Raw genomic sequence first — 23,658 nt, forward strand, 5'->3', positions numbered from 1 at the left:
GACCGGCGCAAGCCGGCCGGGCCTCTTTCATGGTGCGACGAGGTTCGCGATGCACGCGGCGATCGCGTCCCGCACGCGCACGATCGCCGGATCGCGCTGCGTGCTCGTGCGCCAGCCGATTTCCACCGGATAGCGCGGCAGGTCGACGGGGCACGCGAGCGCGCGCAGCGGCGCCGATCGCTCGATCGCGCGTGCCGCGTGCGCGGGAATCGTCGCCACCGCGTCGGAGCCGGCGAGCAGGTATGGCAACGCGGCGAAATGCGTGGTCGATGCCACGACGCGCCGCTTGTGGCCGAGCGCGGCCAGCGCCTCGTCGACGATCCCGATCACGCCGCCCGACGAGACGAGCAGGTGGTCGCGCCGCAGGAAATCGGCGAGCGTGAGCGTGCGCGGCGGCCGCGTGCGGGCGGCCGGATCGATCAGGCACGCGTAGCCGCCGGTCGCGACCGCGCGCCGGCTGAGCCCGTTCGCCGAGAACCCGCCGGACGCGATCGCGAGATCGACGCCGTGCCGCAGCAGCGCATCGCCGGCGATGCCGCTGTGCGTTTGCCGGAAGATCAGCCGGATGCCCGCGGCTTCCCGCGCGACCGCATCGATCAGCGCGCGGCCGAGCGCGATCTCGAAGTCGTCCGACAGCCCGATCGAGATCGTGCGGCCGACGCGGTCGCCGCCGTCGGCCGCGATCGCGAGGCTTTCGCGGCAGCGGTCGAGCGCATCGGACAGGATCGGCTTCAGTTCGTCCGCGCGCGGCGTCGGCGCGAGCCCGCGGCCGGTGCGCGCGAACAGCGGATCGGCATAGATCACGCGCAGCCGCGCGAGCGCCGCGCTGACGGCCGACTGCGTGAGGCCGAGCCGCAGCGCCGCGCGGCTCGCGCCGCCTTCCTCGTATAGCGCCTCGAACACCTTCAGCAGATTCAGGTCGAGGCTGGCGATATCATCCTGGTTCATGATACTTATCGTTGTATCGATTTGATCGATGAGATTTTATCGATAAAGATGGCGTCACCCCATTCATCGGAGACGCCTTCATGTCCACGTCCATCATCGCCGCGCTGCAGATCGGCGCATCGCCCGCCGGCACGCGCGCCACGCTCGACACGATCCTCGGCTACGAAACCGCGATCCGCGACAGCGGCGCGTCGCTCGTCGTGCTGCCCGAGGCCGTGCTCGGCGGCTATCCCAAAGGCGAGATCTTCGGCACGCGGCTCGGCTACCGGCTGCCCGAGGGCCGCGACGCGTATGCGCGTTACGCCGCGCAGGCGATCGACGTGCCGGGCCCCGAAACCGACGAGCTGGCCGCGTTGTCGCAGCGTACGGGCGCGAGCTTCGTGGTCGGCGTGATCGAGCGCGGCGGCAGCACGCTGTACTGCACGGCACTGTTCTTCGATCCGCGCGACGGGCTCGTTGCGAAACACCGCAAGCTGATGCCGACCGGCACCGAGCGGCTGATCTGGGGGCAGGGCGACGGCTCGACGCTGCCGGTCGTCGACACGGCGGCGGGACGTGCGGGCGCCGCGATCTGCTGGGAGAACCACATGCCGCTGCTGCGCTGCGCGATGTACGCGAAAGGCGTGCAGATCTGGTGTGCGCCGACCGTCGACGAGCGCGACCTGTGGCAGAGCTCGATGCGGCACATCGCGCACGAGGGGCGCTGCTTCGTCGTGAGCGCGTGTCAGGTGCAGCCGTCGCCGCGCGCGCTCGGCATCGACGTGCCGGGCTGGGATCCCGAGCGGCCGCTGATCCGCGGCGGCAGCGTGATCGTCGGGCCGCTCGGCGACCTGCTGACGGAACCGCTGATCGGCGAGGCCGGGCTCGTGACCGCGCGCATCGATACCGACGAGATCGTGCGTGCGCGCTACGACTTCGACGTCGTCGGCCACTACGCGAGGGCCGACGTGTTTTCGCTGCACGTCGACGAGCGGCCGAAGCGGCCGGTGGTGTTCGGCGCGTAAGAAAATGCGGGCGCGGGCTCCGCGCGGCGGCCCGGGGAATGGACGGCGGCGGCACGCGCCCGCCGTCGTGCCGCGTCAACGCATCGGTGCTTCCGCGATCCGCATGTAGTCGGCGATCCGCCGTCCTTCCATGTCCGGAAACTGCTCGTGCACGGTGATGTCGCCCATCCGCGCGATGTCGAAGGTACGGAAATCGTCGCGCAGCTCGCACCACGCGCCGATCGTCCAGCGCCCGCCCCAGTAGACGAGCCCGAGCGGCCACACGCGGCGTTGCGAATGCGCGCCGAGCCGGTCGCGGTAGCCGAAGCTGACGATGTGGCGCGTGTCGATGGCCTGGTGGATCGCGTCGACCTTCGCGCAAAACGTCTCGTCGATGTGGAACGACGGCGCGAACACGGGCAGGCGGTCGAGCGCCGTGCGCTTGTCGGCCGGCATCGCCGACGCGATCTTCGCAAGCGCCGAGCGGGCGCCGCTCGCGAAGCGCGCACCGCCCCAGGTCTCGAGCATGCGCGCGCCCGTGGCGAGCGCCGCGAGCTCCTCCGCCGTGAACGTGAGCGGCGGCAGGCTCGCATTGCGGTTCAGCCGGTAGCCGATGCCGGCTTCGCCCTCGATCGGCACCCCTGACAGTTGCAGGTCGCGCACGTCGCGATAGACCGTGCGCGGCGACACCGACAGCCAGTCGGCAAGCTGCTGCGCGGTCGTGAGACGGCGCCCGCGCAACAGCTCGGCGATCTGGAACAGGCGGTCGGCACGGCGTGTCATGGCAGTACCTCGATTCCAACGGCTAAGGGGACTTCGCGATGATAGCGCCGCACCGCCCCGATGGCCGATGCGCTCAATGGCATTTCGGCGCGTGCAGGCCGACGCGGTTGCCTTCGGTATCGATCAGGTAGCCGATGTAGCCGTAGTTGTTCGGCAGCTCGACGACCGAGCCCTGCACGACGCCGCCCGCGCGCTTCGCGCGTTCCAGCGCCGCGACGACCGAGTCGCCGGCGTTCAGGTAGACCAGTACGCCGTTCGCGCTCGGCTTCATCTGCTGCGGATCGAACACGATGCTGCCGCCCGTGTTCGACGCCTCGTGATCGAACACGGCCATCGGCACGCCGCCGATGACTTCGCGCTGCAGCGTGGTTTGCAGCACGGTTTCGTAAAAGCGGATCGCGCGGTCGAAGTCGAGGGACGGAATGTCGAACCACGCGATCGCGCGTTCCTGGGTTGCGGTGGCAGTTGCGGACGTCATGACGAACTCCTTGTTGCGTTGTTATTCGGGTTCTGTGTGGAAACCAGCGTTGCATTGCGCCGGGATTGCAGTGTGAGCGCGGGCTGCTGACACCGTATTGTCAGTAGAGTTGTCATCCTTGACATGCAACCATTTGGTTGCATAATAAGGCCATCGACCCTGGAGTGGCATGGATCTCGTTTTCAAGGCGCTGGCCGATGCCACGCGCCGTCAGTTGCTCGACCTGCTGCATGCGAAAAGCGGCCAGACCCTGTCCGAACTGTGCGACGGGCTCGCGATGAGCCGGCAGGCCGTGAGCAAGCATCTCGCGCTGCTCGAGGCCGCGAACCTCGTTGCGACCGCATGGCGCGGCAGGGAGAAGCTGCATTACCTGAATCCGGTGCCGATCCACGATATCGCGGAACGCTGGATCGGCAAGTTCGAGCGTCAGCGCCTGCAGGCGCTGGCGGATCTCAAGCGCGGGCTGGAAGCGGCCCGCGGCACAGGAGACGACGATGGGTAACCCCGCCTTTGTGTACGTGACCTTCATCGCGGCGACGCCCGAGCGCGTGTTCGACGCGCTGACCAATGCCGAGCTGACGAAGGACTACTGGGTACGGCATCGCAACGCGTCGCCCGACTGGCGGCCGGGCTCGCGATGGGAGCATCAGGACTACGACGATCCGTCGCGGGTCGACATCGTCGGCGAAGTGGTCGAGAACGATCCGCCGCACCGGCTGGTCGTCACGTGGCGTACGCCGTCGGGAGAGGGCGAGGAATCGCGCGTGACCTATCTCGTCGAGCCGCACGAGGGCGTCGTGAAGCTGACCGTCACGCACGACGGGCTCGTGGCCGGTTCGGAGATGGATCGCGGGATTCGCGGCGGATGGCCGGTCGTGCTGTCGAGCCTGAAGACGCTGCTCGAGACGGGGCACGCACTGCCGTTCACGATGGCGCGCTGGTCGAAGTCGAAGCACTGACCCGCGCCGGGGGAGGAGCGCGCGGGCACCGCGATGGCGGCCCGCGCGATGGTGTCGCTTATGCGTCGCCTTCCGGCGCGGCCGGGCGCGCCTTCACGCTGCCGGCGATCAGGTCGAAGCGGAACAGCCGGCATTCGAGCGCGCCGTTGAACAGCGGCGTCTTCGCCGATTCGCGCAGCCGCAACTGGCCCGGCAGCGAACGGTCGGACGTCAGCAGGAATGCCTGCCAGCCCGTGAAGCGCTGTTTCAGCGCATCGCCGAGCGCGTTGAAGAACTCGCTGTCCGGCGCGTCGGTGTGCGTGCGGCGGAACGCATCGTCGTTGCCGCGGTTGCGGCCCGTCTCGCGCACCTCGCCGCGCGCGCTGCGGCCGCGCACTTCGATCCGCTCGCCGTACGGCGGGTTCGCGAGAATGATGCCCGGCCCGTCGCACGGCGGCGTCATCCCGCGGGCGTCGACCTGCTTGAGCCACACCGACGGCACGCCGGCGCGCTCGAGGTTCGCGCGCGCCTTCTCGAGCATGTCGCCGGAAATGTCGCTGCCGTACACGCCGAGCGCGTCGCCGCGCTTGCCGCGCGCCGCGCGCTTCGCGTCCAGCGCCGGGACCTTCAGCCCCTGCCACGCGGTGATGTCGTACTGCTTGAGCTTTTCGAAGCCGAACCGGCGCTCGACCCCGGGTGCAACGCCGAGCGCGATCTGCGCGGCTTCCGCGAGGAACGTGCCGCTGCCGCACATCGGGTCGTACAGCGGCGTGCCGGGCGCCCAGCCCGTCAGGCGCAGGATGCCGGCCGCGAGGTTCTCGCGCAGCGGTGCCGCGCCCTTGTCGAGACGCCAGCCGCGCTTGAACAGCGGCTCGCCCGATGTGTCGAGGTACAGCGTGCACTCGTTGGCCGTCAGGAACGCGAACACGCGCACGTCAGGCGCACCCGTGTCGATGCTCGGGCGCGCGCCGGTCTTGTCGCGCATCCGGTCGCAGATCGCGTCCTTCACGCGCAACGTCGCGAATTCGAGGCTTTTCAGCGGCGACTTGATCGCGGTGATGTCGACGCGCAGCGTCTGCGTCGCAGCGAACCAGCGCTCCCACGGCTGCTCGAGCGCGAGCGCGTAGACATCCTGCTCGTTGCGGTACGCGCGGTGCGCGATCTTCAGCAGGATCCGGCTCGCGATCCGCGAATGGAGGTTCGCGGCCATGCCGGCGGCCCAGCCGCCGCTGAAATGGACGCCGCCCGGCACCTGCGCGCCCGCGGCGAACGGCGCGCCGTTCAGGTGGCGGCCGGCGATTTCGGCCAGCTCGGCGGCAAGCGCCGCTTCGAGGCCGCGCGGGCAGGGGGCGAAGAATTCGTACAGGGTGGGCGAGGACATAAGGCGGGAGAGGACGTGCAAAAGTCCACTATTGTACGCGGCGCGGGCGACCGGGGCCGGCGTTTCGGCGCGGCGACGCAGGCGCGGCGGCCGCTTCCGCTCGCCGGGAGGCCGGCGCGGCGGCACCCGGCCGGGCACCGCCGCGCCGCCTCCGGCTCAGTGCGCGCCCGGCTGGCCGGTGCGCGCGGCCTGGCTGGCGGCCGGCCAGAACAGCGCGAACGGATTGGACAGCACCGTGCGGACGATCGCGCCGACGAGCGCGCGCACCTTGGTCGGGCGCAGGCTGCGGGAGCGCACGGCCATCGTGAACGCGAGCGCGAAACTCACGAGCACGTTGAGGATCGCCATGCTGAGCACGCCGGCGCCGGCCCACCACAGCTCGGGCGTCCCGAGCGCATTCTTGCCCAGCACGCCGAGCGCGACCCCGATCGAGCCGGCCGACAGCGTCACGTGCCGAACCTCGAACGGGAACATGAACACGGTGACGATCGCCGGAATGAGACCGAGCATCAGGCCGAGGCCGACGTTCGCGACCACGCCCGCGACGTTCGACCGGCAGAATTGCGCGAGCTTCGCGGCGCCGGCCGCGCCGAGCGTCAGGCGCAGCCGGCGGTTGTACGTGAGCGCGTCGCCGACCCGGTGCAGCACGAACCAGTTGTCGGCCCAGCCCGCGAGCAGGCTCGACGCCCACAGCAGCACGCCCGTCAGCGCCGCGTAGAGCGGCGTCGGGCCGAGCAGCGAGAACGAGTGCAGCGTCGCGTGCGCCTTCTCCGGCGAGATCAGGTTCGTGTGCAGCACGTTGCCCGCGAACAGTTGCACGAGCAGGCACACGGGCAGCACGACAAGCACGTTGCCGGAAATCGCGGCCGCCTGCGTGCGGATCAGCGCGATCACCGACGACACGAACGCCTTCACGCCTTCCTCGTGGCCGGTGTCGTCGAGTTCGCGCGCGAGCGTCGGCGCGGTCATCGCGGGCTGCTTGGTCGCGAGCGTGAAGTGCAGGAAGTGCATCAGCATGAAGCTGGCCGCGTAGTTGATGCCCGCGAGCAACCCTTCGAGCATCGACTGCAGGTGCGCGCCCGTGATCGCGAACTTCACGCACACGGTCACAACCGTGACGAGGCCGCCGCCCGCGGCCATCCGCAGCATCTTCAGGTACTCGGCGCGGCCGCGCGAGATGTAGTGCTCGCCGGTGTCCGCGTTGGTCTCGACGAGCTTGCGCGCGAACAGCGAGAAGTTGCTGCGCACGAGGTGCGTGACGCTCTGGCTGTTCTGGTTCGCGTCGACCAGCTCGGCCGTCAGGCGTGCCATCCCGTGCAGGTCGTCGCGTGCCATCCACGCGTTCAGCAGCGTTTCGGCGCGCAGGATGCGCATGCGCATCCGTTCGACCTGGAACACGATGTCGACCGACACGCCGTTGCGGTACAGGTGCGAGAACACGTTGTCGACCGCGATCCGGCATTCGTCGAGCAGCACGCGCAGGTAGTTCACCTCGTGCAGCAGCTTGCTCGGGTCGCCGCCGTCCTCGACGGCCGCGTGCGCGGTCTCGACCGCAAGCATCGCGCGCGTGAGGCGATAGAACGGCTGCGTTTCGAGCGGCTTGCGCGCATCGTCGTCGGACAGCCGGCTGCGCACCGTCTGCGACAGGCCGGTCGAGCTGATCTGGCAGGTCAGGTTGTGCAGCGCGGCCAGCAGGTCGCGCGAGAACGAGCCGGGCTCGTGGCGCTCTTCGTCGGTGACGTCGAACGAGAACAGCTCGGCGAGGCGTGCGAGCAGGTCGTCGGGCAGCGCGTCGATCCATTGCGCATCCTCGGGCGACGGGAACATCAGCGTGAACAGCGCCGACAGCTCGCGGCGGTTCGGCGCGGGCGGGATCAGCGACGAGTCGATCCGCTCGAACAGCGCGCCGAAGAAGCCCGAGTGCACGGGCATGCCGGCGTCGCACAGCAGCGAGATGCCGTCGCACTCGCGCAGGATGCCGCGCAGGATCCGCGCCGCGTGCGCTTTCCATGCGGGGTTGCGATCGAGCACGTGGAACAGGTAGCGCAGCCGCGCATGGGCCGGATACGTGCGTGCGTCGGCGTCGCGCTCGGCCGGTGCGTCCTGCATCGTGCCGTTGCGGCGCAGCCAGTGCGCGAGCTCGATCAGCCATTCGCTGCGCTCGGCGTACGACGCATCGGCATCGGCGTGCGCGAGCAGCGCATCGAGCTGGTGACCGGCATTGCGCGACGCGCGCCACTTCTTGATCAGGGTCGTCAGGGAACGAAACATAAACGGAATAGCGAAAGCCCTGGACGGGCGGGTTCGGGACGCCGGCCGGGAACGCGGCGCGGCGCCGGGGAGAACGGGTGAGACGGGGCCGGTTGCCGGACGATGCGCGGCGCCCCGCGGTGCGGCTGCCCCGCTGCGGTATACGCCGATCGCGTACGGGCGCCGGGAAGCACGGCGGTCGAGCCGAACGCGACCCGGCGCCGCCGGCTCGCACGCACGCCGAGCGTCGCGAGCCTGAAAGTGCGTAGGATGGTCAATCGGGACGGAAAACGCAAGCCGACCGCGTTGCATGGTGCCGGTTCCGGCCGACTTTGACAAACAATGCAAAGTTGCCGTTCGGCCGATGAAGCCGCTGTGCGATCGGCGGCGGCAGTGTCTGCGTCATGCAGGCGGCTGCCGGCGGACGCGCCGCGTCGGACGAAGCGGCACCGGCGAACGCCGCTTCAGGCGTCCGCCAGCGTGCTGCCCGCTTATGCGCCGGACTTGCCCGTCGCGCCGGCGTCGCCGCCGGACGTCGGGACGGCCGGGCACGGCACGACCGGCGCGGCCGTCGTCTTGCTGCCGGCCGCGGGCGTCGTACCGCGGCGTGCGGCCATCGCGCGCACGCCGGCCGCAGCCTGCGTGGCGATCACGTCGAGCGCGCGCCGATGGCCGGCGACGAGCGCATCGTAGCCGTCGGCGACCGGTTCAGCGACGCTCGTGCGACAGGTCATCACGGCCTGCGTGCCGAGCGGGCGCACGCTCCACACGGCGTCGACCGCTGCGCGCTTACCGGGCCACGACTCGAAGCGCTGCACGTTCACGCTGACGCGATACACGGGCACGCCGGGCGGGTACGCGGAATTCGCGACGTCGATCGTGCCGAGCTGCGCGGCGAGATCGTCGGACAGCGCGCGGCGGATCTCGTCGGCGGGCGGCGACGCCCAGCGCTCCTGCTCGAGCACGTCGACCTGCGCGGCGTTCTTTTGCACGACCAACTGGTTCTTCGCGACCTGCTCGGGCACGCCGACGGACGGCACCTCGATCAGGAACGCCGGGTTGGCCGGCGCGGTGCGCACCGGGGCCGCGGCGTCGGCCGGGCTGAGCGTGTAGAACCGCGCGGGCGGCGAGCTGCACGCGGCGAGCGCGAGTGCAGCGAAGGCCGCCGTCGCGCCGCTCGCGAAACCGTTCACGCGTGTCGTCATTGTTGATCTCCTGGCTTGCCCTTGAGCAGCGATTCGGGGTGGCGCTCCAGATAATCGGCGAGCGCGTTCAGCGACTGCAGCGTGCGGGTGAGCTCCTTCAGCGCGCCGCGCACGTCGGACTGCAGCGGCGAATCCTGCTGCAGCGTCGCCTCGGCGGTCGAGAAGGTCTGCTTCGCGGCCGACAGCGTGTCGCGCGCTTCCGGCGCGACCTGCGTGTCGAGCTGCTTGAACAGCTTGTCGGCGTTCGACAGCGCGCTGTTCAGGTTCGCGCCGATCTGGTCGAACGGCACCTTGTCGAGCTTCTTCGCGATGTCGGCGACCTGCAGTTGCAACTCGTCGAGCGTGTTCGGCACGGTCGGCAGCTCGAGCGGCTGGCGCGACGTGTCGATCTTCACGACCGGCGCCTTCGGGAAGAAGTCGAGCGCGACGTAAAGCTGGCTCGTCAGCAGGTTGCCGGTGCGCAGCTGGCCGCGCAGCCCGTGCTGGACGAGCCGCTCGACGATCTCGCGGCGGGCCGGTTCGCCTTTGCTTTCGATGGTTTCGCGGAAGCGGCGGCCGAGACGTTCCGGATACACGTTCATCGTCACCGGCATCGTGAAGTTCTTCGCCTTCGGATCGTAGTCGATGCCGATGTTCGTCACTTCGCCGAGCACGATGCCGCGGAAGTCGACCGTCGCGCCGACGGCGAGCCCGCGCAGCGACTGGTTGAAGTTCATCACGACCTGCAGCGGCAGGCCGTCCGGGTCGCGCATCGCGTCGCCCTCGTCGGAAGCCAGGCGGAACGTCGTGTTGTTCGGCGCCGTCGTGCCGCTGCCCTGGTTCGGCGGCGTCTGGAACGCGATGCCGCCGAGGATCACCGTCGCGAGCGACTGCGTGTTCAGCTTCAGGCCGCTCGAATCGAGCCGCAGGTCGACGCCGCTTGCCTGCCACCAGCGCGAGTTCACGCCGACGTACTGGTCGTACGGCGCATTGACGAATACGTTGAACGTGACGCCCGTGCCGTCCTTGTCGAGCGAGAAGCCGACCACCTGGCCGACCTGCACGCGGCGGTAGTAGACGGGCGAGCCGATGTCGACCGAGCCGAGCGAATCGCCGCGCAGAACGTACTGCGTGCCTTTCTGGTCACCCGTGACGGCGGGCGGCGTCTCGAGGCCCGTGAAGTCGGTCAGCGTATCCTGCCCGTGGCCGGCGTCGACGCCGATATACGCGCCGGACAGCAGCGTGCCGAGCCCCGACACGCCGGTCGCGCCGATGCGCGGCCGCACGATCCAGAAGCGCGAGCCCTTGATCGCGAAGTCCTCGGCTTCTTTCTTGAGCTGCACCTGGACGAGCACGCGCGACAGGTCTTTCGACAGCTTGATCGTCTTGACCATGCCGATCTCGACGTCCTTGTACTTGACCTGGGTCTTGCCGGGCTCGAGCCCTTCGGCGCTGTGGAAGCTGATCGAGATTTCCGGGCCACGCTCGCGCACGGACTTGATCACGAGGCCGATGCCGATCAGCGCCGCGATCAGCGGCACGAGCCAGACGAGCGACGGCAGCCAGCCGCCTTTCGTCGAGATCGTCGGGTCGGGTGGCCGGGACGCGTCGTGCTGCGGGCCTTGCGGACTATTCATGGTGATTCCCTGAGGTTTCGACTGGATCCCAGATCAGGCGGGGATCGAACTGCATCGATGCGAGCATCGTCAGGATCACGACCGAGCCGAACGCGAGCGCGCCGGGGCCGGCCGTGATGACGGCGAGCGAACGGAAATGGACGAGCGCGACGGTAAGCGTCACGACGAAGATGTCGAGCATCGACCAACGGCCGATGCGCTCGACGATCCGGAACAGGCGCGTGCGCTGCAGCGGTCGCCACGCGGAGCGGCGCTGCGTGCTGATCACCAGGATCAGCAGCACGCCGAGCTTGAGCATCGGCACGAGGATGCTCGCGACGAACACGACGACGGCGAGCGGCCAGTCGCCCGATATCCAGAAATAGATGACGCCGCTCATGATCGTGTCTTCCTGCGAGCCGACGATCGACGCGGTGCGCATGATCGGCAGCAGGTTCGCCGGAATGTAGAGGATCGCGGCCGCGAGCAGCAGCGCCCACGTGCGCATCAGGCTGTTCGGTGTGCGGAAATGGAGCACGCTGCCGCAGCGCGCGCAGCGCGCGTGCGGATGGTCGAGCGTCTGGACGAGCCCGCACGCGTGGCAACTGGCGTAACCCTCGCGGGCGGCGGTCGGGATCGTCATCGGCGGGCGGCCTCGGACAGTGGCGCGGCGTCGTCGGGCGGCTGCGGCTGTTCGGGCGGGCGCCCGGCGCGCAGGTCGTCGGCGATGTCCCACAGCGTGCGCGGGTCGAACATCAGCACGACGGCGATCATCAGCGTGAGCGCGGCGAACGCGAACAGCGCGGCATCGGGAACGACACGTGCGAGGCTCACCATCTTCACGATCGTCACGAGGATTCCGAGCATCAACACCTCGATCATGCCCCATGGCCGCACGAGCTCGATCGCGCGCAGCACCAGGTTGAAGCCGGGCGGCACGACGCCGCGCCGGATCGGCAGCAGCAGGTACAGCAGCGCGGACATCTCGACGAGCGGGAACAGCACGGTCGAGCAGAACACCATCACGCCGACGACCGCCATGTCCTGGTGCCACAGCGAGTCGATCGCGCCGATCAGCGTCGTCTGCACGCGGTTGCCGTTCACGTCCATTTCGAGGATCGGGAACGCCTGCGCGATCGTAAACGTGATCAGCGCCGCGAGCGCGAGCGCGCAGATCCGCTCGATCTGCGCGGCGCTGTTGCGATAGAGCAGCGCGTCACAGCGCGGGCAGCGCGCGATTTCGCGGCCGCCGAGGCGCGGTTTGTGCAACAGTGCGTCGCACTCGTGACAGGCAATCAGGTCGTTTCGTTGCATGGAAAAAGCGGTTGTGCGACGGCTGGAGGAGCGCGTCGACGGGGCCGGAACCCGCGCCAATCTTACCAAAACGCCTTTTTCTCGGTGTCAACGATCGCATGCTCGGTGACCGATCGGTAACATGGCGGGAAGCGGGCGGCAGGCTGACATGCCTGTCCTCAGCGTCCGCGCAGGTCAAAAGGTTGCGGTAGCATGGCGCCCTTGACATGCGTCGGACTCATGGCCGGCGCGGCTGTTCGCTGAACTGAGGAACCCAAGATGGCATCGAATTCGCTGCCGGCCAGGCCGGTACGTTATACGCAGACCGCGATCGCGCTGCACTGGCTGATCGCGCTGCTGATTATCAGCGGCTTCGCGCTCGGCTGGGTGATGACGGACATTCCCGGCTTCACGCCGACGAAGCTGAAGTACTTCTCGTGGCACAAGTGGATCGGCGTGACGGCGTTCGCGCTGGCCGTGGTGCGCGTGCTCTGGCGCGCGACCCACGTGTCGCCGCCGCTGCCGGGCGATACGCCGGCGTGGCAGCGTGCGGCGTCGCACGGCGTGCACATCCTGCTGTACGTGCTGATGCTGGTGATTCCGATCACGGGCTACCTGTACAGCTCGGCGTCGAACATTCCGGTCGTGTACCTCGGCATCGTGCCGCTGCCGCGGCTGATCGATCCCGATCCGGTGCTCAAGGAAACCTTCAAGACGCTCCACGTGACTTTGAATTACATTCTGCTTGCGCTCGTGTCGCTGCACGTGCTCGCGGCGCTCAAGCACCAGTTGTTGGACCGCGACGGCCTGCTGTCGCGGATGCTTCCCTTTGCCAAATGAAGGATCCCATGAAAGTGTCTTTCTCCCGCTCCATGCTGACCGCATTCGCCGCGGTGTCACTGGCCGCATCGGGCGCGGCGCTCGCCGATGTCGATTTCGCGAAGAGCAAGGTGTCCGCCGTGTCGAAGCAGATGAACGTGCCGACCGAGGGCGCGTTCAAGAAGTTTTCCGCGCAGGTGAAGTTCGATCCGGCGAAGGCCGCGCAGGGCAGCGCGCAAATGACGATCGACGTCGCGAGTTATGACCTCGGCGACAAGATGTACAACGACCAGGTCGCGGGCAAGGACTGGTTCGACGCGAAGGCGTATCCGCAGGCGACGTTCGTGTCGTCGGCGATCGCGCCGGCCGGCGGAAACAAGTACAACGTGACCGGCAAGCTGACGATCAAGGGCAAGGCCGAGACCGTCACCGTGCCCGTCACGGTCACGCAGAGCGGCGCGACGCAAACGTTCGACGGCGTGCTGCCGATCAAGCGTTCGGCGTTCAACGTCGGCACCGGCGAATGGAAGGACACGTCGATCGTCGCCGACGAAGTGCAGATCAAGTTCCATCTCGTCGCCACGAAGTAAGCGGCGGGCTATCGAGTCACCCGAATGCCGCGCGAGGGCGCGGCACCGTTCCAAGGAGAATGAGTTGAAAAAGCATCTGATGATCGCCGCCGGCGCACTGGCCGCTTCGCTGTCGTTCTCGGCATTCGCCGACAGCGCGACGTACCAGTTCGACCCGAGCCACACGTACCCGAGCTTCGAGGCCGACCACTTCGGTGGCCTGTCGGTCTGGCGCGGCAAGTTCGACAAGTCGAGCGGCACCGTGACGCTCGACCGCGCGGCGAAGACGGGCACCGTCGAAGTGACGACCGACGTCGCGTCGATCCAGACGGGCAGCGCGAAGCTCGACGAGCACCTGCAGACGAACGAATTCTTCGATGTCGCGAAATTCCCGCAGGCGACCTACAAGGGCGCCATCAAGTTCGACGGCGACAAGCCGGTGTCGGTGGTCGGCAACCTGACGCTGCATGGCGTCACGAAGCCGCTGACGCTGAAGATCGATTCGTTCAAGTGCATGCCGCACCCGATGCTCAAGCGTGAAGTGTGTGGTGTCGACGCGGTCGGCGAATTCAGCCGCGACGATTTCGGCCTCGACTACGGCAAGCAGTACGGCTTCAAGATGAAGACGAAGCTGCTGATCTCGGCCGAAGCCGTCAAGCAGCAGTAACGCCGCCGGCCGGGCCTGTCGCCGTCGGCCCGCCGCGAGCCAACCGCCGCGTTCCCGTTGCCGGGGGCGCGGCGTTTTTTTTTGCGCGCCTATAATCGCCCGAGCGCCGCTCGCGGCGCCCGGCGGGCCGACGGCGCGGGCGTGGCCGCGGCCGCCTCGAACAGAACGTACAACGACAAGGAGATCGCCGATGCATGCCGCCACGCAGTCCCGTTCCATTGCCTCGTCGCCGCGCGTGTGGCGCGCGGTGGTCGCCGCGTCGATCGGCAATGCGCTCGAGTGGTTCGATCTCGTCGTCTACGGCTTCTTCGCGGTGACGATCTCGAAGCTGTTCTTTCCGGCCGGCAACGATACCGTGTCGCTGCTGCTCACGCTCGGCACGTTCGGCGTGTCGTTCTTCATGCGGCCGCTCGGCGCGATCGTGCTCGGCGCGTATGCCGACCGCGCGGGCCGCAAGGCCGCGCTTACGCTGTCGATCCTGCTGATGATGGTCGGCACGCTGATCATCGCGGTGCTGCCGACCTACGAGACGATCGGCGTCGCGGCGCCGGTGATCCTCGTCGCCGCGCGGCTGATGCAGGGTTTCTCGGCCGGCGGCGAGTTCGGCAGCGCGACCGCGTTCCTCGCCGAGCACGTGCCGGGCCGGCGCGGCTTCTTCGCGAGCTGGCAGGTCGCGAGCCAGGGGCTCACGACGCTGCTCGCCGCCGGCTTCGGCACCGTGCTGAACGCGCAGCTGTCGGCCGCGCAGATGGCCTCGTGGGGCTGGCGCGTGCCGTTCTTCTTCGGCCTGCTGCTCGGGCCCGTCGCGTACTACATCCGCACCAAGGTCGACGAGACGCCCGAATTCCTCGCGGCCGAAGGCACCGCGAACCCGCTGCGCGACACGTTCGCATCGCACAAGGCGCGCCTGGTCGCGGCGATGGGCGTGGTCGTGCTCGGCACCGTCGCAACCTATCTCGTGCTGTTCATGCCGACCTACGGCGTGAGGCAGCTCGGCCTCTCGCCGTCCGCCGCGTTCGCGGCGATCCTCGTCGTCGGCGTGATCCAGATGGCGTTCGCGCCGCTCGTCGGCCACTGGTCGGATCGTTACGGCCGCGTGCGCGTGATGATCGCGCCGGCCGTCGGCATCCTCGTGCTGATCTATCCGGCATTCGCGTATCTGGTCGCGCATCCGGGCTTCGGCACGCTGATCGCGCTGCAGGTGCTGCTCGCATTCCTGATGACCGGCTACTTCGCGGCGTTGCCGGGCCTGTTGTCCGAGGTGTTTCCGGTGCAGACGCGCACGACCGGGATGTCGCTCGCGTATAACGTCGCGGTGACGATTTTCGGCGGCTTCGGGCCGTTCATCATCGCGTGGCTGATCCGCGCGACCGGGATGAAGACCGCGCCGAGCTTCTACCTGATGTTCGCGGCCGTGCTGAGCCTCGCGGCGCTGGTCGTGCTGCGCCGGCGATTCGGCTTCCGGTAGAAGGAGGGCGGGCGGCGCCGCGTCAGTTGCCGCCGCGTTCGCACACGGGCTGCGCGGGCATCAGTTGCGCCGGCGCGTCGACGGTCCGCACGGGGCGCCCCGCGAGCGCGGCGAGCGCCTGCTGCAACTGCCAGTCGCCGGCCGTGCCGAACGCGCGTTGTGGAAGCGCCGCGCTCTTCGACGTATCGACCTTCGCGCGCACGCGTGCTTCGCGCAGCTTCTGCCGCTCCTTGCGCACGGGCGCGAAAGGGTCGGGTGCTTGCCGGTCCGCATACGGTGCGCGCGCGAGATCGACTTCCCGGTACCACAGCATCACGCCGTCGACGTCCGAGTCGCGGCGCGGCGGCACGAGCCAGTCCGGCACGACGCCGTAGCCGTCCATCGGGCAGCCGTTCGGCCGCAGGTTGCGCGCGAACGTGAAATTCAGGCGCGTGCCGTCGATCAGGTCGACGCCGGTCTGCGCGAGCCCCTTCCCGTAGGTCGGCATGCCGAGCAGTTTCGCGCGGCCGAGATCCTTCAACGCCGCGGCGGTCGCTTCGGCCGCCGACGCGCTCTGTCCGTCGACGAGCACCACGAGCGGCACGGTGCGCCACCAGTCGTCGGCCTGCAGCGGCGCGAGCGGATCCTGCCCGTGCATCACCGGCAGTTCGTAGTCGGGCCAGTTGGTCGAGAAGCGGCGGCGGTTGGCATCGCCGCGCTCGACCGTCACCATCGCGGTGCGGTCGCGTCCGGCGAACAGCGCGGCGATGCCGATCGCCGCATTGAGTGCGCCGCCGCCGTTGATGCGCAGGTCGAGAATCATCCCTTTCGCCGGCGGGCCCGCGCGGCGCACGGCCTGCACCGCGTCGATGTAGTCGCCGACCGCCGGTTCCGGAAAGCTCGACAGCCGCGTGTACAGGATGTCGCCGTCGAGCCGCTTCGCGATCGCCGGATGCGGCTTGATGATCGCGCGCACGGGCGCGAAGCTCAGCACCGCATGGTTCGGGCCGCGCTGCACCGTGAGCTTCAGCGGGACGCCCGCATCGCCCTTCGCGAGTTTCACGAGCTCGCTGCTGTCGATGCCGACGACGCTCCTGTCGTTCATCGCGACGACGAGATCGTCGGGGTGCACGCCGGCCTTCTCGGCCGGTGCGTCGGGAATCACGTCGATGATGTGCAGCCCGTCGGGCCGCGTCTCGAAGACGATGCCGATGCCCGGCGCGCCGTCGCGGGCGCGCCGCTCGTCGTCAAGCTGCTCCTGGTGTTCCTTCGCGTTGAAGAAGCGTGCGTACGGCAGCGTCTTGATCCCGTCGTGGGTCGCGGCGTCGAGCAGCGCGCCGATGTCGACGTCGGTCAGGTGCTGCTTCTTCAGCACTTCGACGGCGGCCTTCAGTTCGCAGATTTGCGGCTCCCAGTCGCGCGGGCAGGGCGACGGCGATGCGGCGGCAGGCTGGGAGGCCGGGGGAACGGGCGGGGCGACGGGTTGTGAGACAGGCGGTGCGGCGGGCGGCGCGGCTGTTGATGCGGATGCCGACTGTGCGCTGGCAGGTTGCGTGCACGGCAGCAACGCAGCCGCGACGGCTGCGCAGACGGCGAGGCGGCGAACGACACACATCGGAGGCATCATCGGGACGGCACGTTCGGACGGGTGGCGAGGGTGCTTGCCCGCCGGCGCGCGACCGGCATGCAACGGGGCAGGGCGGTGACGATTGTAGCCGACGCCCGTGACGGTGCATGTCGGGCTGGCCGCGCGCCGCACGGCGGCGGCCCGCGCATGAAAAAAAGGCCGGTCCAACAGGACCGGCCTCTTTGCGTTTACCGAAACGGCGCGGTGCTTAAACCTGCGCGCCCGCGTTCGGATCGTCCGGATCGTGCGCGGTCTTCTTGTCCTTGATCAGGTCTTCGCGCTTGATGCCGAGCCACATCGCGAGCGAGCCCGCGACGAACACCGACGAGTAGATGCCGAACATGATGCCGACCGTCAGCGCGAGCGCGAAATAGTGCAGCGTCGGGCCGCCGAAGAAGAACATCGACAGCACCATCATTTCCGTCGATGTGTGCGTGATGATCGTCCGCGACATCGTGGTCGTGATCGCGTGGTTGATCACTTCCTGCACGCTCATCTTGCGTTCGCGGCGGAACGTCTCGCGGATCCGGTCGAAGATGACGACCGACTCGTTGACCGAGTAGCCGAGCACCGCGAGGATCGCCGCGAGCACCGCCAGCGAGAACTCCCACTGGAAGAACGCGAAGAAGCCGAGAATGATCACGACGTCGTGCAGGTTGGCGATGATGCCGGCGACCGCGTACTTCCATTCGAAGCGGAACGACAGGTAGATCACGATGCCGATCACGACGCACGCGAGCGCGAGCAGGCCGTCGGTCGCGAGCTCCCGGCCGACCTGCGGGCCGACGAACTCGACGCGCTGCAGCGTGACGTCCGGGCTCTGCGCCTTCAGCGCGGTCATCACCTGGTCGCTCTGCTGCGCGGACGTGAGGCCTTCCTTCAGTTGCAGCCGGATCAGCACGTTGCGCGACGTGCCGAAGTTCTGCACCTGCGCGTCGGCGTAGCCGAGCTTGCCGAGCGTCGCGCGCACGGGTTCGAGTTCCGCGGCCTGCTGGTACTGCACCTCGATCACCGTACCGCCGGTGAATTCGACGGACAGGTGCAGCCCGCGGTGGAACAGGAAGAACACGGCGGCGAGGAACGTGACCAGCGAGATCACGTTGAACACCAGCGCGTGCCGCATGAACGGAATGTCTTTACGGATGCGGAAAAATTCCATGGTCTCGTCTCCGGGGCCTTATTGGGTCGAGCCCGGTTTCTTCGGCGACACGCCTTGCTGCGCGCGATTGCGCAACTGCGGCTTGCCGGTGCGCGGCGCGTTGCCCTTCGCGGGTGCGGCGAGCTTCGCGGCGCGCGCGGTGTCGGTCGATTCGTCCGCGTCGGTGAACGACGCGGCGGCGGCGGCGCCTTCCGGCCTCCACACCTGGCCGATCGCGAGCGACTTCAGCTTCTTGCGGCCGCCGTACCAGAGGTTGACGATCCCGCGCGAGAAGAACACCGCGGAGAACATCGACGTCAGGATACCGAGGCAGTGCACGATCGCGAATGCGCGAACCGGGCCCGAGCCGAACGCGAGCAGCGCGAGGCCGGCGATCAGCGTCGTGACGTTCGAGTCGAGAATCGTCGCCCATGCGTGCGCGTAACCGGCCTGGATCGCGAGCTGCGGCGGCTGGCCCGCGCGCAGTTCTTCACGCACGCGCTCGTTGATCAGCACGTTCGAGTCGATCGCCATGCCGAGCGCGAGCGCGATTGCGGCGATACCAGGCAGCGTCAGCGTCGCTTGCATCAGCGACAGCACGGCGACGAGCAGCAGCAGGTTCACCGACAGGCCGATCACCGAGACCACGCCGAACAGCATGTAGTACGCGATCATGAACACGGCGATCGCGCAGAAGCCCCAGATCACCGAGTGGACGCCCATCTTGATGTTGTCGGCGCCGAGGCTCGGGCCGATCGTGCGTTCCTCGATGATGTCCATCGGCGCCGCGAGCGAACCGGCGCGCAGCAGCAGCGCGAGGTCGGCCGCGGCCTGCGGCGTCGGCTGGCCCGTGATCTGGAAGCGGTCGCCGAGTTCGGACTGGATCGTCGCGACCGTCAGCACCTCGCCCTTGCCCTTCTCGAACAGCACCATCGCCATCGGCTTGCCGATGTTGTCGCGCGACACCGTGCGCACCTCGCGGCCGCCTGCCGAGTCGAGGCGGATGTTGACCGACGGACGCTGGTGTTCGTCGAAGCCGGCCGATGCATCGATGATGCGGTCACCGGTGAAGATCACGTCCTTCTTCAGCAGCACGGGCGCCTGGATACCCTGCGTGAACAGCTCCTCGCCCGGCGGCACCGGGTCGTTCGGGTTCGGGTGCGTGTTGATCGGGTCGGCGAGGCGCGCCTCGAGCGTCGCGGTGCGGCCGATGATGTCCTTCGCCTTCGCGGTGTCCTGCACGCCCGGCAGTTCGACGACGATGCGGTCGCTGCCTTGCTGCTGCAGGATCGGCTCCGACACGCCGAGTTCGTTCACGCGGTTGTGGAGCGTCGTCAGGTTCTGCTTGAGCGCGGCGTCCTCGACGGACTTCTGCACGGCCGGCGTGAACGTGCCGACGACCTGCGTGCCGCCGCCGCCGGGCTGGGTCGCCCATTGCAGTTCGGTGACCGACTGCGCGAGCACCTTGCGGGCGTCTTCCGCGGTCTGCGCATCGCTGAAGTTGACGACGACGGACTGGTCGACGCGGCTCACGCCGCCGTCGCGGATGTTCTTGTCGCGCAGCAGCGAGCGCGCGTCGGATGCGTCGGAGTCGAGCTTCTTCGTGAGCGCGCCCGTCATGTCGACCTGGAGCAGGAAGTGGACACCGCCGCGCAGGTCGAGGCCGAGATACATCGGCAGCGCGTGCAGCGCGGTCAGCCAGCGCGGCGACGCGCTCTGCAGGTTCAGTGCGACGACGTACTGCGGATCGTTCGGGTCGGCATTCAGCGACTTCTGCAGCAGGTCCTTGACGCGCAGCTGCGTATCGGTGTCCTTCAGGCGCACGCGGATGTTCGCGTTGGTCGCCGTGTTCTCGAAGGTGACGTCGTCCGGCGTGATCTGCGCGGAGGCGAGCGCCGCCTCGACCTGGGTCAGCGTGGTCGAGTCGAGCTTGACCGTGGCCTTGCCGCTCGACACCTGCACCGCCGGCGCTTCGCCGAAGAAGTTGGGCAATGTGTACAGAAGGCCGATGGCGAGCGCCACGACCATCACGACATATTTCCAGAGTGGGTAACGATTCATGAGGGGGCCGAACGGGTGGTTGGCGTGAAAGCGTCGCGTCCGGCGCCGCGGCGTCCCGCTCTCTCAGGCGGGCACGGCGCGGGGAGCCGGACGCTCGGTGAAGGGCTTACAGCGACTTGATCGTGCCCTTCGGCAGAATGGTCGTGACCGCAGCCTTCTGCACGGTGATTTCGGTGCCTTCGGCGATCTCGACGCCGATGTAGCCTTCGGTGACCTTCGTCACCTTGCCGACGAGGCCGCCGCTCGTGACGACTTCGTCGCCCTTGGCCATGGCCGCGAGCATGTTGCGGTGTTCCTTCTGACGCTTCATCTGCGGACGGATCATGATGAAGTAGAGCACGCCGAACATCAGGATGAGCGGCAGGAAGCTCATCAGGCTCGATTCGGCGCCACCGGCACCTTGAGCGAAGGCATTGGAAATGAACGGCACGTTGGTCTCTCCGTAGGGGAAGATCGAAAAATAAGCCGGTTATTCTACCACCGGCCCCATGCGCAAACGGCGCAGCAAATGCGCTTTCGGATCAAGCTGTTAAAGCGCGAACCGGCACCATTGCGACTTGTTTGGAAAGGCAATTGTAATATTTGGCGGTCGGGTCCGGCAGTCGGGGCACGTTATTTAGTACATGTCCCATGTGACGAACCGCCGCGCGGCCCGTCGGCCCGTCAGTCGACGCCTCTGGCGCGATCCTCCGCGAAGCGCTGGCGGAACGCGTCGAACGTATGGGTCTCGATCGCGTCGCGGATCTCGCTCATCAGCTGCAGGTAGTAGTGCAGGTTGTGGATCGTGTTGAGCTGCGCGCCGAGGATTTCGCCGACGCGGTGCAGGTGATGCAGGTAACCGCGCGAGAAATTCCGGCACGTGTAGCACGCGCAGCTCGCATCGAGCGGCTTCAGCGAGTTCTTGTGCGTCGCGTTGCGGATCTTCACGTCGCCGAAGCGCGTGAACAGCCAGCCGTTGCGCGCGTTGCGGGTCGGCATCACGCAGTCGAACATGTCGATGCCGTTGGCGACGCCCTCGACCAGGTCCTCCGGCGTGCCGACGCCCATCAGGTAGTGCGGCTTGTGGGCCGGCAGCTTCGGGCCCACGTGCCGCAGCACGCGCATCATGTCTTCCTTCGGCTCGCCGACCGACAGCCCGCCGATCGCGAGGCCGTGGAAGCCGAGCTCCGACAGGCCCGCGAGCGATTCGTCGCGCAGGTCCTCGAACATCCCGCCCTGGACGATCCCGAACAGCGCATTCGGGTTGCCGAGCCGGTCGAACTCGTCGAGCGAGCGCTTCGCCCAGCGCAGCGACATGCGCATCGAGTCGGCCGCTTCCTTGTGCGTCGTCGGCACGCCGTCGGTCGCGTACGGCGTGCATTCGTCGAACTGCATCACGACGTCGGAATTCAGCACTTTCTGGATCTGCATCGACACTTCCGGCGACAGGAACAGCTTGTCGCCGTTGATCGGCGACGCGAACGTGACGCCGTCCTCCGTGATCTTGCGCAGGTCGCCGAGCGAGAACACCTGGAAGCCGCCCGAATCGGTCAGGATCGGCTTGTTCCAGCCCATGAAGCCGTGCAGGCCGCCGTGCGCGTCGATCGTGTCGAGGCCGGGGCGCAGCCACAGGTGGAACGTGTTGCCGAGGATGATCTGGGCGTTGATCTCGTGCAGCTCGCGCGGCTGGATCGCCTTCACGGTGCCGTAGGTGCCGACCGGCATGAAGATCGGCGTTTCGACCACGCCGTGGTTGAGCTTCACGCGGCCGCGGCGCGCGTGGCCGTCGGTCGTCAGCAGTTCGAATTCGAGCCCGCCCGCCGGGCGGTCGTGCACGGGGGCGTGCGTATCGTGATCGTGGGATGAACCTTCGGTCATCGCGTCGTTCTCCTTGCCACCGGAAAAAGCCTTGCATGGGACCGGAGTATGCGCTGAAGCGCTGACTCCGGATCGCAAGTCCGGCGCATGTTTGGAAACGCCGCCGGCGAGCCGGCGACGGGGAAAAACGGGGGGGGCGCGTCATCGTAGCGCGCGGCGGGCGAACGCGGCGGCCGCGCTGCGTGCGGGCTGTCGCGCCTGCCGCGCTTACGCGCGCGGCGCCTCCGGCGTGTCGCGCCGCGTGAGCAGCATCGCGTCGCCGTAGCTGAAGAAGCGGTAGCGTTCGTCGATCGCGTGCCGGTATGCGGCGCGGATCGTCTCGACACCCGCGAACGCCGACACCAGCATCAGCAGCGTCGACTTCGGCAGGTGGAAGTTCGTGACGAGCCGGTCGACCACGCGAAAACGATAGCCGGGCGTGATGAAGATGTCGGTCTCGGCCTGCGTCGCCGCGAGCGGGCGGCCCGCTTCGTCGGCCGAGCGCGCGGCCGCTTCGAGCGCGCGCATCGACGTCGTGCCGACCGCGATCACGTTGCCGCCGCGCGCGCGGGTCGCAGCGATCTTGTCGACGAGCGACTGCGGCAGGTCGTACCACTCGCTGTGCATCTTGTGCTCGGCGATGTTGTCGACGCGCACCGGCTGGAACGTGCCGGCGCCGACGTGCAGCGTCAGCGTCGCGCGCTCGACGCCCATCGCGTCGAGCTTCTCGAGCATCGGCTGGTCGAAGTGCAGCCCGGCCGTCGGCGCGGCGACCGCGCCCGGATTGCTCGCGTAGACGGTCTGGTAGCGCGTCTCGTCGGTCGCGTCGGGATCGTGCTCGATATACGGCGGCAGCGGCAGGCGGCCGTACTGCTCGATCAGCGCAAGGCACGGCTCGGGGAAGTGCAGCGTGAAGAACGGCTCGACGCGCTCGCCGACGGTCACGTCGAACGCATCGGCAAGGCGCAGCGTCGTGCCGGCGCCCGGCGACTTGCTCGCGCGGATCTGCGCGAGTGCCGTGTGCGTGCCCGTCACGCGCTCGATCAGCACCTCGATCTTGCCGCCGCTGGCCTTCTGGCCGAAGAAACGTGCCTTCAGCACCCTGGTATCGTTGAAGACGAGCAGGTCGCCGGGCGCGATGCACGACGGCAGCTCGGTGAAACGGCGGTCGACGAGGCGCGCGGGCTCGACGGTGCGGTCGACCTCGAGCAGGCGGCTCGCGGTGCGGTCGGGCAGCGCGGTTTGCGCAATCAACTCGGGCGGCAGATTGAAATCGAAATCGGAAAGCGTGAACATGCGGGCTGGTTCGAAGCCGCCGGCGGGCGTCGCCGGCAGGGCGGAAACGCGTAAATGGGGCGCGCGAGCCGCTATGATGACGGGATGCGCGGCCTGGCCGGCGTCGTTCGTTCGGACGACGTGAAAGCCGCTATTGTACTTGCCTTGCGAAGCACCCAGACGATCCGATGCCTGTGTCACCACGCCGTTCCACCGCCGCCGTTGCCGATTCCGCCGATCCGTTCGACACGGAGGATGTTGCGTTGCCCGTGCATCGCGCGGCGGAGCGCGATGCGCAGGGGCATGCCGAGCCGCCGCGCGCCGCGCCGCGCCGCGCCGGCCCGAAGCGCGGCGCCGACGGGCGG

At 68.3% G+C, this 23,658-nt stretch carries 22 protein-coding genes; 7 read left to right on the forward strand and 15 right to left on the reverse strand.

The window, feature by feature from the left end; genetic code table 11:
- Positions 1-27: 27 nt before the first annotated feature.
- Entirely contained in the window at positions 28-948 is a 921-nt protein-coding gene (locus tag OEJ37_RS29480; protein ID WP_263348017.1) for a LysR family transcriptional regulator, read from the reverse strand.
- Positions 949-1,028: 80 nt separating this feature from the next.
- Between OEJ37_RS29480 and OEJ37_RS29485 the strand changes: the two genes are divergently transcribed.
- Entirely contained in the window at positions 1,029-1,952 is a 924-nt protein-coding gene (locus OEJ37_RS29485; protein WP_263348019.1) for a carbon-nitrogen hydrolase family protein, read from the forward strand.
- Between the two features lie 75 nt (positions 1,953-2,027).
- On the opposite strand, the gene OEJ37_RS29490 is transcribed toward OEJ37_RS29485, so the two are convergent.
- The gene (locus OEJ37_RS29490) at positions 2,028-2,714 is read right to left on the reverse strand and encodes a helix-turn-helix transcriptional regulator (protein ID WP_034182756.1); all 687 of its coding nucleotides are present in this window, start codon (positions 2,712-2,714) and stop codon (positions 2,028-2,030) included.
- Positions 2,715-2,787: 73 nt separating this feature from the next.
- On the reverse strand, positions 2,788-3,192 hold the full coding sequence (locus OEJ37_RS29495; protein WP_174422333.1) for a VOC family protein: 405 nt from the start codon (positions 3,190-3,192) through the stop codon (positions 2,788-2,790).
- 169 nt (positions 3,193-3,361) lie between these two features.
- On the opposite strand from OEJ37_RS29495, the gene OEJ37_RS29500 reads away from it, so the two are divergent.
- Both OEJ37_RS29500 and OEJ37_RS29505 read left to right on the forward strand, forming a co-directional pair.
- Positions 3,362-3,694 (forward strand): ArsR/SmtB family transcription factor, encoded by a 333-nt coding sequence (locus tag OEJ37_RS29500; RefSeq protein WP_034182758.1) that lies wholly within the window; start codon positions 3,362-3,364, stop codon positions 3,692-3,694.
- On the forward strand, positions 3,687-4,151 hold the full coding sequence (locus OEJ37_RS29505; RefSeq protein ID WP_174422334.1) for an SRPBCC family protein: 465 nt from the start codon (positions 3,687-3,689) through the stop codon (positions 4,149-4,151). Before OEJ37_RS29500 ends, OEJ37_RS29505 begins: the two co-directional genes overlap by 8 nt.
- Positions 4,152-4,209: 58 nt before the next feature.
- Here OEJ37_RS29505 and OEJ37_RS29510 read toward each other — a convergent pair whose 3' ends face one another.
- The 6 genes from OEJ37_RS29510 to OEJ37_RS29535 all read right to left on the reverse strand — a co-directional run bounded on the left by OEJ37_RS29510 (position 4,210) and on the right by OEJ37_RS29535 (position 11,875).
- A complete protein-coding gene (locus OEJ37_RS29510) occupies positions 4,210-5,511 on the reverse strand; it encodes a class I SAM-dependent RNA methyltransferase (RefSeq protein ID WP_175947263.1) in 1,302 nt (433 codons plus the stop codon).
- 156 nt (positions 5,512-5,667) lie between these two features.
- On the reverse strand, positions 5,668-7,782 hold the full coding sequence (locus OEJ37_RS29515) for a site-specific recombinase (RefSeq protein ID WP_263348030.1): 2,115 nt from the start codon (positions 7,780-7,782) through the stop codon (positions 5,668-5,670).
- A 470-nt stretch (positions 7,783-8,252) separates the two neighbouring features.
- Positions 8,253-8,966, reverse strand: a complete 714-nt coding sequence (locus OEJ37_RS29520) for a membrane integrity-associated transporter subunit PqiC (RefSeq protein WP_263348032.1) — start codon at positions 8,964-8,966, stop codon at positions 8,253-8,255.
- A complete protein-coding gene (locus tag OEJ37_RS29525) occupies positions 8,963-10,582 on the reverse strand; it encodes an intermembrane transport protein PqiB (protein ID WP_174422272.1) in 1,620 nt (539 codons plus the stop codon). The genes OEJ37_RS29520 and OEJ37_RS29525 overlap by 4 nt, the downstream gene beginning before the upstream one ends.
- Positions 10,575-11,204, reverse strand: coding sequence for a paraquat-inducible protein A (locus tag OEJ37_RS29530; RefSeq protein WP_152865113.1), 630 nt, complete (start codon positions 11,202-11,204; stop codon positions 10,575-10,577). The genes OEJ37_RS29525 and OEJ37_RS29530 overlap by 8 nt, the downstream gene beginning before the upstream one ends.
- Entirely contained in the window at positions 11,201-11,875 is a 675-nt protein-coding gene (locus OEJ37_RS29535) for a paraquat-inducible protein A (RefSeq protein ID WP_175919069.1), read from the reverse strand. The genes OEJ37_RS29530 and OEJ37_RS29535 overlap by 4 nt, the downstream gene beginning before the upstream one ends.
- Before the next feature lie 258 nt (positions 11,876-12,133).
- On the opposite strand from OEJ37_RS29535, the gene OEJ37_RS29540 reads away from it, so the two are divergent.
- The 4 genes from OEJ37_RS29540 to OEJ37_RS29555 all read left to right on the forward strand — a co-directional run bounded on the left by OEJ37_RS29540 (position 12,134) and on the right by OEJ37_RS29555 (position 15,377).
- Positions 12,134-12,694, forward strand: coding sequence for a cytochrome b (locus OEJ37_RS29540; protein ID WP_174422274.1), 561 nt, complete (start codon positions 12,134-12,136; stop codon positions 12,692-12,694).
- A gap of 8 nt (positions 12,695-12,702) precedes the next feature.
- Positions 12,703-13,263, forward strand: a complete 561-nt coding sequence (locus tag OEJ37_RS29545; protein WP_174422275.1) for a YceI family protein — start codon at positions 12,703-12,705, stop codon at positions 13,261-13,263.
- A gap of 64 nt (positions 13,264-13,327) precedes the next feature.
- Positions 13,328-13,909 carry a YceI family protein gene (locus tag OEJ37_RS29550; RefSeq protein ID WP_174422276.1) on the forward strand — a complete coding sequence of 194 codons (582 nt, stop codon included), beginning with the start codon at positions 13,328-13,330 and terminating at the stop codon, positions 13,907-13,909.
- 190 nt (positions 13,910-14,099) lie between these two features.
- Positions 14,100-15,377, forward strand: coding sequence for an MFS transporter (locus tag OEJ37_RS29555; protein WP_174421718.1), 1,278 nt, complete (start codon positions 14,100-14,102; stop codon positions 15,375-15,377).
- Positions 15,378-15,399: 22 nt separating this feature from the next.
- Here OEJ37_RS29555 and OEJ37_RS29560 read toward each other — a convergent pair whose 3' ends face one another.
- The 6 genes from OEJ37_RS29560 to queA form a co-directional block, all read right to left on the reverse strand.
- Positions 15,400-16,971: a S41 family peptidase gene (locus OEJ37_RS29560; protein ID WP_263348039.1), complete on the reverse strand. Its 1,572-nt coding sequence runs from the start codon at positions 16,969-16,971 to the stop codon at positions 15,400-15,402.
- 220 nt (positions 16,972-17,191) lie between these two features.
- A complete protein-coding gene (gene secF, locus OEJ37_RS29565) occupies positions 17,192-18,142 on the reverse strand; it encodes a protein translocase subunit SecF (protein ID WP_034182770.1) in 951 nt (316 codons plus the stop codon).
- Positions 18,143-18,160: 18 nt separating this feature from the next.
- Positions 18,161-20,182 carry a protein translocase subunit SecD gene (gene secD / locus OEJ37_RS29570; RefSeq protein WP_263348041.1) on the reverse strand — a complete coding sequence of 674 codons (2,022 nt, stop codon included), beginning with the start codon at positions 20,180-20,182 and terminating at the stop codon, positions 18,161-18,163.
- A 106-nt stretch (positions 20,183-20,288) separates the two neighbouring features.
- Complete coding sequence (gene yajC, locus OEJ37_RS29575; RefSeq protein WP_034182772.1) at positions 20,289-20,612, reverse strand: preprotein translocase subunit YajC; 324 nt, start codon at positions 20,610-20,612, stop codon at positions 20,289-20,291.
- 233 nt (positions 20,613-20,845) lie between these two features.
- Positions 20,846-22,039 carry a tRNA guanosine(34) transglycosylase Tgt gene (gene tgt / locus OEJ37_RS29580; RefSeq protein ID WP_263348044.1) on the reverse strand — a complete coding sequence of 398 codons (1,194 nt, stop codon included), beginning with the start codon at positions 22,037-22,039 and terminating at the stop codon, positions 20,846-20,848.
- Positions 22,040-22,246: 207 nt separating this feature from the next.
- Positions 22,247-23,314 (reverse strand): tRNA preQ1(34) S-adenosylmethionine ribosyltransferase-isomerase QueA, encoded by a 1,068-nt coding sequence (gene queA / locus OEJ37_RS29585; RefSeq protein WP_174421721.1) that lies wholly within the window; start codon positions 23,312-23,314, stop codon positions 22,247-22,249.
- Positions 23,315-23,658 lie beyond the last annotated feature (344 nt).

It is taken from the genome of Burkholderia sp. BKH01 (assembly GCF_025685725.1).
GTDB classification, from domain to species: Bacteria; Pseudomonadota; Gammaproteobacteria; order Burkholderiales; family Burkholderiaceae; genus Burkholderia; species Burkholderia pyrrocinia_C.